The sequence below is a fragment of the Prevotella sp. CAG:592 genome, from assembly GCF_000436015.1.
Classification (GTDB): Bacteria; Bacteroidota; Bacteroidia; order Bacteroidales; family Bacteroidaceae; genus Prevotella; species Prevotella pectinovora.
On the sequence record NZ_FR892625.1, the window covers coordinates 11,754 to 26,430 of the forward strand.

9 protein-coding genes are annotated in these 14,677 nt (G+C 49.1%); 1 reads left to right on the plus strand and 8 read right to left on the minus strand.

What is annotated here, in order from left to right; all coding sequences use genetic code 11:
* Positions 1-160: 160 nt before the first annotated feature.
* From QVO99_RS09660 to QVO99_RS09695, 8 genes are all read right to left on the minus strand, one after another.
* Entirely contained in the window at positions 161-2,482 is a 2,322-nt protein-coding gene (locus QVO99_RS09660; protein ID WP_022317406.1) for a PKD domain-containing protein, read from the minus strand.
* Between the two features lie 348 nt (positions 2,483-2,830).
* On the minus strand, positions 2,831-4,279 hold the full coding sequence (locus tag QVO99_RS09665; protein ID WP_022317407.1) for a hypothetical protein: 1,449 nt from the start codon (positions 4,277-4,279) through the stop codon (positions 2,831-2,833).
* A 47-nt stretch (positions 4,280-4,326) separates the two neighbouring features.
* Positions 4,327-6,090 carry an LPP20 family lipoprotein gene (locus tag QVO99_RS09670; RefSeq protein ID WP_288177139.1) on the minus strand — a complete coding sequence of 588 codons (1,764 nt, stop codon included), beginning with the start codon at positions 6,088-6,090 and terminating at the stop codon, positions 4,327-4,329.
* 70 nt (positions 6,091-6,160) lie between these two features.
* On the minus strand, positions 6,161-6,805 hold the full coding sequence (locus tag QVO99_RS09675; protein WP_022317409.1) for a hypothetical protein: 645 nt from the start codon (positions 6,803-6,805) through the stop codon (positions 6,161-6,163).
* A gap of 27 nt (positions 6,806-6,832) precedes the next feature.
* On the minus strand, positions 6,833-7,855 hold the full coding sequence (locus QVO99_RS09680) for a BACON domain-containing protein (protein ID WP_022317410.1): 1,023 nt from the start codon (positions 7,853-7,855) through the stop codon (positions 6,833-6,835).
* A gap of 41 nt (positions 7,856-7,896) precedes the next feature.
* On the minus strand, positions 7,897-9,915 hold the full coding sequence (locus QVO99_RS09685) for a PEGA domain-containing protein (RefSeq protein WP_022317411.1): 2,019 nt from the start codon (positions 9,913-9,915) through the stop codon (positions 7,897-7,899).
* Between the two features lie 287 nt (positions 9,916-10,202).
* Positions 10,203-11,852 (minus strand): glycoside hydrolase family 43 protein, encoded by a 1,650-nt coding sequence (locus QVO99_RS09690; protein WP_022317412.1) that lies wholly within the window; start codon positions 11,850-11,852, stop codon positions 10,203-10,205.
* Between the two features lie 45 nt (positions 11,853-11,897).
* Positions 11,898-12,977 (minus strand): hypothetical protein, encoded by a 1,080-nt coding sequence (locus QVO99_RS09695; RefSeq protein WP_022317413.1) that lies wholly within the window; start codon positions 12,975-12,977, stop codon positions 11,898-11,900.
* 150 nt (positions 12,978-13,127) lie between these two features.
* Here QVO99_RS09695 and mnmE point away from each other — a divergent pair, with 150 nt between their 5' ends.
* Positions 13,128-14,570 carry a tRNA uridine-5-carboxymethylaminomethyl(34) synthesis GTPase MnmE gene (mnmE, locus tag QVO99_RS09700; protein ID WP_022317414.1) on the plus strand — a complete coding sequence of 481 codons (1,443 nt, stop codon included), beginning with the start codon at positions 13,128-13,130 and terminating at the stop codon, positions 14,568-14,570.
* Positions 14,571-14,677 lie beyond the last annotated feature (107 nt).

Below are 14,677 nucleotides of genomic sequence, written 5' to 3' on the forward strand. Positions count from 1 at the left end.
GAACTCCATACCAGTGAAGTTCAGCCCTGATTATTCATAATAGAAGTTCAGCCCTGATTATTATCGATAAACCTTTGGATTATCTTTGTTTTGCAGATAATAAAATTCTACCATAGCATTCATGGAATGAAAATCTCGCATAGGAGATGCCAGGCCTGCATCATCTCACGACCTTCCTCATGGTCTTGCCGTCTCTCACAATATATATACCCTTCGGCAGGACGGAGGAGTCTATGCGCATGCCATTGAGGTCGTAAACCTCCTTGCCCTGTAGAGCAGCGCCGGCAGAGACGTCGTTGATGGCAGACACCACCTTGTTCTCCTGAACCAAGACAATCTTCATCTCTCCCACTCCATCGGTGATGGTGATGGTGGCATCCCGTTTGTCAATGCCGACAGGCAATGCGGAATACTCTATCTGCAGGTCGTCGGCGGTATATTCTCCTGGCTCGCTGACCACCTTACACCACTGTTCGTCCGACGTTGCCGTCTTCCATCCGAGCTTCGAGAAGATGGTCTTTGTGGCTACTCCGGCTTCTTTGTCCACAAACACTGTGTCGTTGTCTACCGTCACTTCTCCCTTGTCGCTGACTTTCGCCGACACCATCACGGAGTGTTTCACCACCGGGAATACGGCGAGTGATGTCTGTCCGCCAGGGGCAGCCTGGAAATAGCCCGTCAGCGGGCGCCACTCTCCATTCTTCAGCATATAGGCGGTGTTGCCGTGGTCGCGCATCGGAGCCATTGCGAAGGCGCATTCCATAGCGTCGTTTTTCTCCGGAATGCCGTCGATGACAACGAAGAACTCATCGTTGATGACATAATCCTTGCTGAGCTGCACTTCCACCACTCCGTCTTTGGTAGTCAGCGCATAGTTCAGTTCTGTCATCGTCCACGTGTCGAGCAGGTCTATCTTCTGGTCGGGGAGTCCGTCTTTTGATGTATAGAGCGAGAACGACACATTTGCAATCTGGTCTGTCAGTTCCTCTGCCGAGGCTTTGGTGAAGTTGACATACATACCGGTGAGGAGCATCGGCGTGGACGGCTTCGAGAATTTCTCTGCCCATGCCGTGATGCCGAGTTTGTTGGCTCCCGGCAGGGTAAGGTTGCCATCGGTGAAATTGGTCTGATATCCGTCCTTGGGTTCGAAATTCGTGATGTAGCCGTCGAACTGCACCTGTACGCTGTCGTCCTGGAACGTGTAGCCGGTCTCGTTCTGGGCGATGTGTGTTACATACCATTTGTTCATCTTCTCATGACTGAAATCCACGTCCTTTGTAGTGAATATACCCTTTGGCGTGAATATAGGGTCGGTGTTGTTTTTCAGTTCATACTCTGAATATATCGCCCATGAATACTGGTCGGGAAATCCTGTAGAGCGGTCGGTGTAATGCACGGTGGCGAGCGGTGCCATCATACGCATCCTCGTGGTGAGATCGCGGAATTCTGCCGGCCATCCCACCTGTGCCGTCGGCTCCTGTCCTTCAACGCTTACGAAGGCTGTCTTGGTCACCTCGTCTTCTTCATCGCCGGCTTTCACTTTCAGCGTTACGTCGTAGTTGCCGGGCTTGGTGTAATATACGGTAGGGTTCTGGTCGGTCGAGGTCTCCGGCGTGCCGCCGGGGAATGTCCATTCCCACGACTCCGGGGTGCCGGCGGTGAGGTCGGCAAACTGTATCTCCTCGCCTGTCTTCACGGCAATCTGGTCGATGGTGGTCATACTGCTCACCGTGAGTCCGTCCACATAGAAGTCGCCGAGGTATCCGCCAACGTTGAAGCCATCGTCGGTTCCCGGACCGTAGGTGAGGCGCAGCTTCACCGTCTTGCCGGCAAATTCGGTGAGGTCGGCATCCACCTTTCGCCATGCGCTTCCCTTGTCGGCAACGCTCGTGCTCTTCCAGAGGTCTGTCTGAGTGGCGAAGCCGTCGGCTGAAGCACTGATTGTCAGAGTGGCGTATTCGTTCCACATAGTGTCGAAGTATACGTATCCATGAAATTGTGCATTGGCGGGCACGTCGATGTCTTTGCTCGTTATCGTGCCGATGGTGCGGCGCACGATATTATATGGTCCGTCGATATGCAGCGATGCTTTATCGTCGGGGTCGATGCCCGTGAATGCCTTGTCGCCGGAGGGCTGCTTCAGGGTAAAGGTCACGTTGTTGCCTTCGCCATTGTCCTGGGTCCAGTCGGCAAGCGTACCGTTGTCGAAGTTCTCTGCCCATACCGTTTCCTGCCCTGTCGCGGCGTTCTTCACACTGAAGTCTGCCTTCACTCCCTTGGCATCGGCACGACGGATGGTGCGGGGCATGCTCGACGGAAATGGCGCAGGACGGTATTCCAGGCGTAATGCCTTACTGTCTTTGGCCGGATTGGCGGTTTGTATTTTGCCTACTAAGACCTTGTTGTCATCGGTGGCAAATGCTGTATATACCATGCCTGCCGCGACGGCTAAAACGAACGATGTGGTAAGTAATCTGTTCATAACGTTTTCCCTTTTGTTTATACTTTTGTTTCGCATGTATCCCACATGCTGCCATATTGACGAATTGTCTGCAAATTTATGTATTTTAATTAAGAAGCGCAAGGATATGACGTATAAACAGCCATTTTTGACTATAAATAAGACAATTAATTGAAGTTGGAGGCAAACACTAATCACAGGTATTTATTATCTATTTTCGTGTTTACCGTTCTCTCATACCTCAGTACATGCGATTCCGTATACAGAGGTTTGTCAAATAATGCTCATGCCGAGCGGACGCACAAAAAAACTCGAAGAATTATCTTCGAGCCTTTTGACATAAGTTATATTGTCCTTTTAATAATTGCTCTACCACAGTTGCACCTTTGGCTTCACATCCATGTATTGAGGCATACACTGTCCAACAGATGCCATTATATATGTAGGGTCGCAGATGGTGAACCGCTTACCTTCATACATATATCCGTCACCATTTATGCCGGCATCAGTGAAAGCCACAGCCGTGGCTTCATGCCCTGGGTAAAAAAGCAGATGCACGTCAAGGTGCAGGATGTTTCTCACAAGAAATGCGAAGAGGATGGCTCTGTCCTCACAGTCGTTGGCAGGATAAATGAAATTTTCTTCAACGAAGAATGCCTTCTCGTATCCGAACTGTTCAACATCAGTCTTGTATTTGAAAGCTAACTGTATGAACCTCAGTATTGCATTTGCAGCATCCTTCTGCGACATGCCGCCTACCTGTTCTTTTATCTGTTCAACGAGTTGCTTCCTGAACTTACTGTCCAAACATGATGCTGCATATACCGGTATATCAGTCTGTGGGAACTCCTTGCTGATATTCTTCGCCATCTCGTCAATGCTTCCACTCACGGTGATGCCGTTGGCAGTCAGTTCAAACGGTCTTGATTTGCCCGTATCCATATATGGAGCAATCAAGGTAAGGTTTATCGTCTTGCCAAGTTTTGTGCCTCTAGGTATGGCGCAAGTAGAGATACCTCCTATCTCCAGACCCGTTGTCGTCGTATCATTGAAAAACACAAAGTATTTTCTTCCGTCGATTTCAAGATAACTACGGGAATACAACATCTGCTCAAAAGGAACGAGCAACACCAAATCATTACCCGTCCTGCCCAGTCTGATATCAAAGCCCATATTTGCCAATATATAGTGGGAAAGGGTTATGGCTGTGTTCGGGTCGTTGGGACATATGGCATCGGCATAGTGCCTTACAAGGACAAACACGAGCCAGTCGGACAGTTCGGCTCCACGTATCAATAGCTTCAACGATGGGGCTACTTTGTCGTAAACTCTATCATCCTGCATATACGTCCAACATTCACTGATGTCCTTTTCCCTTGCCGAAGCAAGTGGTCTAACTTTTATCTTCGTTGCCTTCATTCTTATGCCGTAAAACGGAAAAGCTATCTTTTCTGCCATCGGGTCGATAGCAGTAGGCACGCCTTTCCCTATCGGTGAACGATCTGGCTCTGGCGGCATGGGTATGGTTACTTGCGGAGTAATGTCCTTGGGAACGGAGTGTTGCCCCTCCTTTCCGTCTGGAGCCTTTTGCGGCGTAGAGGGTTTCTTGTCTGGAAAACGTTTCTCTCCCTTAAAAGCCTTGTATTTTTCCCATGCCTCACCCAGGAAATGAGCATAGTTACTGATGATGTCGTTTCTGAATCCGTTATAGTCGGCAATCATCCGCTCTCTTTCCTTCCTGAATCCCTCAATGTCTTGTGCCATTAACGTACCGTGGGCAAATGCAATGAGCGGCAATAAGACAATCACTTTTTTCATATCTTGGATTTTAGCCTGTTATATAAGATAATGACTGCTCAAGAATTTTAGAAGTCACTCGGACCGTAAATTCCGAAGTTAGGGTCTTTCTTCGGTTGCCATGTGCGCAAGATTATAAGTGGGCGCTGCGGGTTGTTTATGTCTATCTCCAAAAACAGGTATCCGTGGTCGCCGTAATTTGTCGAGTAGTAGTCCTGTGCTATCTGGATGGCATACATTTCCTTGCCCTTGCCCGGCTTCATCACATCGGTATCGGTAAATCTGATGTTCACGAACTCGTTACTTGCAAAACATCTCGCCAAGTTGTTCAGATATTCGTCCTTCGTCTGGCGGTTGTATGTGATGATGTCGTTGTTGGTGATATGAGCTGCCCCCTCGCGGCTCTTGTACATCGTTGACTGTTTTGAAACCCGTCCAGTGATGATGATGGCGTTGTCGTCAAAGATATCACGGATGTAGCCGAGACGCTTCAGCGAGTATGCAGTCTTGTAGTTTTCCATGAAACTGACAATTGTCTTGCGTGCCGTCTCAGGCCAGTTAGGGTTGCTGAGGATACACTCTTCTGCCGTTTTGCCGAGACCGAAGGCTATATTCGAAATCTTTCCGTCCTTGTCAAAAGTAAACACCATGTCCTCGACAAATGATTTGCGCAGTCCGTTCTTGAACGAGAAAGCCATCTGCAACCCCCTTGCCACTACGTTGTCACCGTCTTGGTAAACCTTTATGCCTGGTGTTCCCACAATCTGGGCTGAACCGTATTTTATCAGTTTGTTGTATATGCTCTTTCCTTCCTCGGTGAAAAGTTCATCACTCACGTCATAGTTCTTTCTCCTTATGCTGCTTGCCACATTCTGTATTGCGTCAAGGTATTTTTGACATCCCTCTTCCGGCAGTTCCAACATGGCATTGGTTTGTGGCTGCTGCGCAATGCAGACTGACTCGTCTGTCGCCTCATTTTCTTTTGCAGCCTTTATACTTGCATATGCCTTCTTCATCGGCATACTCCTCACAGTATTCATCACGCTCTCTATCTCTTTGTCGATGTGAGCCTGGCCACGATATTCAAACTCGTATTTTATCTGATACTGCTTGGGCTTCAGTCCTTCCGGCAATTCTATCACTCCCACGCCGTCCTTCGCACTATATATGCTGCTCCAGTCACGTCCGTCGAAATACGAATAATCCACGGATGCCACTGGTTGTCTGTTGTATGTAAACCTCAGTTCCGTTTCTCCGTCATCGCTCTTCTCAGCAGTAGCCTTGATGTTATCGAAAATTCTGTTCATTTGCTCCGGAATCCATACCGCCATAACATGCTTACTTCCGTTGTCGTCGGTATATGCCATCTCGTTTGGATATTGCAACGAGCGCAGAAGCGTAAGGGCCCAATAGTAGTTCCGCAGGGCATCGTCAATTTTCATGTTCTGCTCTGCCTTTACGGCATTGCCCACAAGTTCCGTAATCTTCTGCTTTCTCGATTCGAAAATTTTCTGTATCTCCGACTTTCTTATCCATCTACCCACATGAGCGTCAGGCTCGTTGTGGAGCACTACGCGTTCCGTATTTGTCAACGTAGCCTGCGAATAGGTCTGTATGCTGGAACTGAAATCGCTGTTTGTCTCAATCTTTCCGTTGCGCGATGTCTCCCCCTCCTTCTGTTGGGTCACGCTGGAAATGTTTACGGATATCTTGCTGATAAGATCGGAGAGTGCCTGTCGGTCTGCCTCATCCAAAGAAGCACCGTATCCCTCACCATAAAGAAACAATTTACTTGATTTGACAGTCTCCCAGTCTTGGGCTTGAATACCCATGACTGAGAGACACAATGATATAAGAAATAAAAATCTCGTCATTCTTTGTTGCTTGCCAATTCCGGTATTACTATTCGTTGTTATTTTCTGCCTCGAAGCCTTCACGCACGAAGTCGCTCACTTTCTTTGCATACTTCTGTGCAGCCTCACTCTCCTTCATGGCGTTTTCCATTGCCCGGATGCGTGCCTTTACGGCAGCGTCCTCGTTGATGATGAAGAAAGTCTGCATACTGAATGTGCCGTCCTTGTTGTCTTTGATTACGGAGAACGACTCCTGCATCTCGCCCTTTATTTCCTTTTCCACGAGAGTCTCGTATGCTGCGTAGAAGTGCTCAAACTCTGCATCAGTATTGTTGGCATCTCCTGCAAGGTCGCTTACCACACGCCCCTTTACATGGCTACCGGCATTGCGTGAGTAGATGTTGCAGGCATTGTTGATAGACATCTGTTTACCAACGTTCTTCGACTTGAAGCTGCTTGCCTCGCCCATCACCTCGTAACCATTCTCACCAAGCTGACGGAGCTTGTCGTAGTGTGTTAGCAAAGCCACTTCAATAGTGCGGCTGCTGCCGTAGAGCTTCCAGCCTTCCTTCTTGAATTCCTTTATCTTTGCTTTGTACTCCTTCTTCTGAGCTTTCTCAAGAAGCTTGTTCTGTGCCACTGCCATGGGCATTACCATTGCCAGCATGAGCAGGATAGTGATGATTTTCTTCATAACTTGTTCTGTTTATTATTTTATATTTTAATATCCATATTGATAGATATCTATTGTTTGAATTTTCTTATTCTTGTACATCATATACAAATATCCCAACCGTCTTGAACCATTGCCACTATACGGCTGGACGGTAACCGTTATGGTACTGTTGTCCGTATCAATGCTTGCCTCACCCCAGTCAGTCATGTACTCACACTGTATTGTCGGTTTGAAATTGGCTTTGTAAGTAATTGTACTTGTCCCACCATTCTTGTCCATATATAGGGTCGTTTTACTTATGGATGACACATATGGCGTGAATCCATATTGGCACACCTCGCAATTACCGACTGTATTTCCTTTGTATTGCAACAAAACATAGCCTGTACGTCTGGTCGTTTCCTCATTGGGCTTTGTTGTCACATTAAGTGTATATCCAGGCAGATGGTTGTATTCTTTGCCGTTTTCCTCTATTGTTGCTGTTATCCAGTTACCATCATTTCCTTCGTAGGCAATTGAGGGAGTAAAGTTAGCAGAAAATGTGCAGTCATGTGTTTCACCTTCTGAACTGAAATTGCCGAACTGTGTCTCCTTGTATAATACTGGTGACATAGCCGCCTGTGTCATATTGATAGGTATTGAATATTCCCATTCCGGATCTGTAGATTCGAGAGTTATGCTTGCAGTCCTCTCTGTTTTTGTCGGAGTATTAGCCTCCACTACCATTTCTATGTTTTGACTTGAACTTCCCGTTGATGGGGAAATTTTAATCCAATTTGGTATACCTTTGAATGCCCACGGTGTTTCCTCGGCTGTGATTTTAAAACCATATGTGACTTGCCATCCCCCTGTGGGACATTCAAATGTATAACCAGAGAAATTGCCGTCATCATCGGTCTGAGATTTCAAATATGTACTTCCCGTAGATTCGATACTCAGTTTGTGTGGTTTCAGTGACACGGTATATTTCCCGTCGCCAAGCTCTGCCGATTCCGAACAGGAGCCAAGCGAAAGGCATAATGCGCCAACTATTGTGACGGCTGTGATTGAATATAGATTTGTTTTCATTCTTTTATATTTAGATAATTTGTTGTAGAATAAGGACGAAATCAGAAATAGAAGTTCAACGATGCGCTGAAGTTCATTCCTGAGCTCCAACCCTTTATATCATCAGAGAGTTTCTCCATCTGTTCATACAATATGCCCTTCTTTATCGGATAACTGTAGCTTGGCGTCACGCTGATTGCTACACCCCGGCAGATGGCAAATTGCAGACGGAGAGCGGCAACTCCCGACAATGCATAGGTCACGACCTTGCTGTCTGATGAAACATCCTTCTTGTCGCTTAACACTGATGTATAAGAAACGCCCACCTGAGGTGTAAGCAGCAGTCGGTTTACAAACTTTTCATGTCCGAGCACTATGCCGTAACCAATTTTTCCTTCAAAGCACAACGGTTGTACACGTTTTTCCTCATAGTCATTACCAGAGTTGTCGTTAGGAATGAAATACATCACATCGCTCTTCTTCAATCCGTATTTCACACCAAACTCACCGTTGAAGCCGCTCGCATAGAATCCCATGGCTGCATACGGGGCATTGAAAGCGCCCACCTGATAACCGAGGTCGAAATAATAACGGTTCTTTTGATAGAATTTCTTGGCAAGATTCTTATTGAACACCTCGTCTTTGTTGAAAGAACGGGTGCCGTTCCAAGGATAGTAGCCAGGTGCCAAAAATCCGATTCGGTATGACTCGCCCGACTTCAGGTCTGTTGTATATGGCGTGGCAGACATACGCTCGCCATTGATATAGAAATCGGCGCCCTGTGGGTTGGAATCGAAAGTCACAGTGGCTATGGCGAGCATGTTTACGCTTTTCTCCACCGTCTTGCCTTCATCCACATCTATATATAGTGTTTCCGTCTTGAAACCCTTTTTCTGCACCTCCACTTTATGCGCTCCTATGAGCACCTTGTCGGAACGGAATTCAGAAGTAGGGTCTGACCTGTCGCCATCGTCTATGGTGAAGCGAGCCTGTTCCGACGACTTGATGTCTATGCTTCCGTATATCGGTTCCGGAGCGAGCAGATTGGCGGTTAGCATGTTGTCCTTGCTTATTGTAATCTCTTGTGTGACGCATCGATGGCTCTTACGCCTACACATCACTTCGTGCCTGCCCACACCAAGATCCACATCCACTTTGCCCTTGCCCCTCAGCTCGTTGTCTATCCATATTTCTGTCTCCGGACTACTTGCCGTGAGTGATGCCGTGCCATAGTTGCCCACGAGCTCAGGACTGACAGCCGTAGTATCGTTGTCTGTGATGTCAACTTCCTCCTCGTAAGTCTCATATAGAGGTTTCACTATGCGGATGGCATGTCTGCCGCTGCCAATACGTATTGCTTCATCGGTAATGCCGCTATAGTATTTGAAGTCGATGTAAAGTTTGGCGTCGGTCATTGCATAATAATTGTCAAAACGCAGCCAACCGAATTTCGGTTTGAGGTTGATTGACAGTTCCTGCGGCATTTTGGGGTCGTTGATAGTTATTGTACCTTGCTGCTCGTAGTAGTCTTTTGCCCTTACGATATATCTGTGGGTACCGAAGGAGAGACGCTTCCTCACCACACCATACTGTGCCGTTTCTACAGTGCCATTTATTATCACTTCGGCATCGCTTGGCGACACATTCATCACCAACTCCTGACTCTTCGAATCGTTGAAGGTCAACGTCTGCACCATGTCACCCGTGAGTTTCATCGTGTATGTGCGTCCGGCCTTTATCGACATTGGTATCTGGTATTCCGTGATACCAAGCTGTGGGTGCTGAATCTGGATTTTCTTTATGCCTTTCTGCACATAAACCCAGGTCTCAGCTGTTTTTTCCAACACGCCCATCACCTGGAGTTGTCCGGTGTCAAAGGCGAGACCCTTCAGCGGTGGAGTGGACACCACTTTTATTATGGCACATTTCTGTCCGTTGGGGTCAAGCTTCTGTGTCTCAGCAAGCATGGCCTCCATGCCTTTCTCATTGCAATAGAAGTCCGATACCGACAGCTTTTCCTGTGCCCATGTGAACAAGGGCAACACGAGGGCTATCAGCAGTAATGACAAATGTTTTCTCATAACCTTATTATATTCTTGTAACTTACTGGTAAATGATATATCAACAAAGATATACACATTTTTTCAATTATTAGAGTTTATTTTTATCTTTCTCCATTAATTTAAATCTCATTAACTAAATTTATCAATAATTGAAGTAAAATTAGTTTAAATCACATTTTCCCACAGATAACAGAGATGAAAACAATTAAAAAGAAAACCGTGCCGGTTTTCTTTCCGACACGGTTTCTGCTTTGTCAATTATGTATTGCGGCATTACAGGAATGCCTTTCCAACAGATCTCATTTTCACTTTCTGGTCACTCTGAACCAGTCTGCATCAATCCAGCCACGGTTGGTCTTCTGTCCTGGCTCGTATGCCACGAAGCCTATCTTGGCTCCTATCCACTTGCCTTCGCGCATGGTGAACTCGGTGCCACACTTGGTGTACTTCTTGCCGTCGAGACTGTAAGAGAAATGCATCTTGCCATCGTTCACGCTCATACGCATATAGATGTCGATGTGAGTGCCTGGCTGATAGTCTATCTGGTCTACTGCCGTTGGCTTGAGTGTGGCGATAAGCTGCTCTGTCTGCGGTTTGCCCTTGTCGGCGCTCTTGCATGAAATCTGAAGGAGCTGGAAATCATTACCCACTCGCTTCACCACAAGGCCAGAATAGTCAAGACCCATCATCAGCAGTCCGCCGGTCTGGTTCTGGTCTTTTGATGTGAAACGGATTTTGGTGGTGGCTGTGAACTTGTCGGCTGGTGTCTTCTGCAGCAGCAGGTTAGGCACTTCCCAGAGGTTCTGGAATTTCTCCGACACCTTGTGGGTGTATACTCTATACGAACCGAAGGCTGTCGGCATACCGAAGGTCTCATTGTAGTTGGCATGCCATTGCCATTGCAGTCCGAGTCTGGTGTCGCTGAACTCATCGCTCTCTGCCGGATTCACCACCTGCACCTTGCCTGAGGTCTTCGGCTTGCGGTATGTCGTGACGGGTTCGCCACAGTAGTCGCCGTCTTTATCGATGCCCGTCACAGGCCAGTTGTCCTTCCATGTCACAGGCTGCAGATGCACCACGCGGCCGTAGGCTTCCTTGTCCTGAAAATGCAGAAACCAGTCTTCGCCGAATTTGGTGTGTACCCATGCGCCCTGATGAGGACCGTTTATCTTTGTCTTGCCCTGGGCGAGAACCACCTTGCTCTCGTATGGACCGAACGGATTCTTGGAGCGCATCGCCACCTGGAAGCCAGTAGGCACACCGCCGGCAGGGAACATCACCCAATACCATCCGTCGCGCTTGTATATCTTCGGTCCTTCGCAAGTGCGGCTCTCGGTGCCGTTGCCGTCGTAGATAATCACGGGGTTGCCGATGGGTTTAGTACCGTCGGCAGACAACTCACGGATAGCGATTACGGAGGCGAAACGCGAACGGCTGTTGGCGTATGCGTTGACGAGATAGCAGCGGCCGTCGTCGTCCCAGAGTGGTGTGGTGTCTATCAGTCCCTTGCCCGGAATCACACACAGCGGCTTCGACCATTCGCCGGCCGGGTCTTTGGTCTTAACCATGAACACGCCATAGTCGGGATCGCCCCAATAGATATAGAACTCGCCGTTGTGATAGCGTATTGACGGTGCCCAGATGCCGTTGCCATGGGATGGCCGGTCGAATTCCTGCTTCGGCTCCAGTTCCTTAACGGCATGGCCTACTATCTCCCAGTTTACCAGATCCTTGGAATGGAGGATGGGCAGACCGGGGATGCAGTTGAAAGAACTTGCCGTGAGGTAATAGTCTTCGCCGGCGACACACACGTCGGGGTCGCTATAGTCGGCATTGATAACGGGGTTGGTGTAGGTGCCGTTGCCATTGTCTGGGCTCCACACCTGCGACTTGTACTGTGCCAGCGCTGCCATAGGCAATGCGAGCATCATCAGCAGAAGGTGCTTTCTTTTCATAATCGGTTATGCTATTTTGATTTGTTAGTGATTGTCTGTTTCGCCTTACAACACGTTGACGTATTCGCCTTCGATGCGTTGCAGCTTCAGCTGGTAGTTCACGTCGTGTACGATGCTCATCAACCGTGCGTGCTCGTCATCACCGCCATAGAGCGAGAGGGCGAGATGGCCCATCGTGCGGCGCAGGTTTATCTCCACACACGGATGGAGCAGGAACCTGTCGCCTTCGGCTCCAGCCACAACCATCATGTCGACGCCGAATTCTCCCGCATAGCGTCCGGAGAGCATGGCGGTGAGATTCTGCTCCAGACGACTGGCTATGTCGTCGAGAAGCGTCTCGCTGACATAGCGGCTGAGAATGTCGCGCTTGAACCGCTCGCTGCCCACCACATTGCCCGTATACTGGGCGTTGAGGGTCTTGAACACCGACAGTCCGCAATATCTCACGCCTCCATCGGGAGTGGAGACGAACTCCATGGCGAAGTCGCACATCTTGTTATAGCGGGGTTCTATCATCACCTTGCCCTGGTGTTGCAGCGTGTGTCTTATCCATGACAGTTTGGGTTGGTCGGCAGCGTCGCTGACATAGCGCACTCCCCTGCCCGACGAGCTCCACGGGGCTTTCACCACGGCATTGCCCAGCTGGCGGATGATGCTGCAGGCCTCATCCATGGCAGTAGCCACGAAGCTCTCGCCACAGGTATCGCCTTCAATTCCTTTTCTCACCGCGTGCAGCATTTCCTTCGTCTGCTCGCGGTCTGATAAGCGGCGCACGTCGGCAAGCTGTCCCTCGGTGGGCAGGATGTCGGCGGCGACTCCGTTTTCGGCGAGTTCCGCACATACCCTGCAGTCCCATCCCCAGGGCTTCACGCCATCAAGGGGCAGCGAGGCGAGGTCGGTCTTCTCCACGAACAGCACGTCGGCAATCATCCCCTTATACTGTTTGGATGCTTTCAGGGCATATTTGATGTCGTCAACGAGGACGGCATCTCCATCTTTCGCCCAGAAAGCGGGCAGAAAACCAAGATTCATACGCATCTCCTGAGCCACATGGGGTATCGTGAGGTGTGGCACGTCATAAGCGAGTGCTATATCGTGTTCGGGGTTGAATATATGTAAATCCACGTGCTGTATCGTTACCGTTGTTTGTTTTCTTTATCCTATTGAAATGACCATCCCAAAAAACATTTCTTCTCTTATTATGGAAGTCATATTCTTTATCGAGTGCAAAATTAAATAAAAAAGCGTACATTTGCACTTATTAAAAGACAAAAAATGAATAACGACCCAACGATATGCGCAATAGCCACCGCACAGGGCGGTGCGATAGGAATAATAAGAGTCTCTGGCAATGAGGCGATTGAGATAACGGAAAAGATTTTCTCGCCGGCGGGAAAAACCGACAGGCAGCTGCACGACAGAGCGCCATACTCCATCGCCTTCGGCAGGATAACCGACGGGAAGGGAGAGACCGTGGACGAAGTGCTGGTGAGCGTGTTCCGTGCTCCTCATTCTTACACGGGCGAAGACTCCACGGAGATTTCCTGTCATGGCTCGGCGTATATACTGCAGAGGGTGATGACGCTGCTGATAGAGAACGGCTGCGCGGCTGCCGGACCGGGTGAGTTCACTCAGCGTGCCTTCCTCAACGGCAAGATGGACCTCTCGCAGGCTGAAGCCGTGGCTGACCTCATCAGCTCTACCAACAAGGCTACTCACGACATGGCACTCAGCCAACTGAAGGGACACTTCAGCAACGAGCTGTCTGACCTGCGCGGGCATCTGCTGAAGCTCACTTCGCTACTGGAACTGGAACTTGACTTCTCTGACCACGAGGAACTAGAGTTTGCCGACCGCACGGAGCTATACGCCCTTGCCAACGACATCCATCAGCGACTCGTATCTCTCATCCATTCGTTTGAAATCGGAAACGCACTGAAAAACGGCATACCGGTGGCTATCGTCGGCAACACCAACGTGGGAAAGAGCACGCTGCTCAACCTCCTGCTGCATGAGGAGAAGGCTATCGTGAGCGACGTACACGGCACGACACGCGATTTCATTGAAGACTCCACCATCATCAACGGCATACAGTTCCGCTTCGTCGACACCGCCGGCATCCGTGACACCGACGACGTAGTGGAAAGCATCGGCATAGAGCGCACTTACCAGAAGATGCAGGAGGCGAAGATAGTGCTCTGGCTTATCGACCGGCAGCCGACAACGGCTGAAATCGACGACATAAAGGAGCATGTGGACGGAAAGAGACTCATCGTGGTGAGAAACAAGATTGACAAGTCTGGCGAAACGACTTCGGCTGACGAGTCTGTCAAGACCCCTTCTGCCGCTACCGGTCTGGCATCAGACTGGTTGTCTGACTCCTTGGCCGGTACCGGCTACAAGACAGTGGACATCAGCGCAAAATACGGCACCAACATTCCACAGCTTGAGCAGCTCATCGTAGAGGCTGCCGACATACCCCAGATTTCAGAGAGCGACATCGTGATAACTTCTGCCCGCCACTACTCTGCCCTTCTCCGTGCCGACGAATGTCTGCAGCGTGTCATCGACTCCATGAACATCGGTCTCAGCGGCGACCTCCTTGCAGAAGACCTCCGCATGGTCATCGACCACCTCGCCGACATCACCGGCGAAGAGCGGATAACAACAGAAGAAACGCTCCAGAAAATATTCCGGGAGTTCTGCATCGGAAAGTAACCCCTTATAAACAACTCTGAACAACTTGGAGTAATTTGAACTAAGTCCCTCTAAATGAGGGACTTTTTGTATTTTAACGTGAGTTCGACGAATTAGAATAAGGTTAA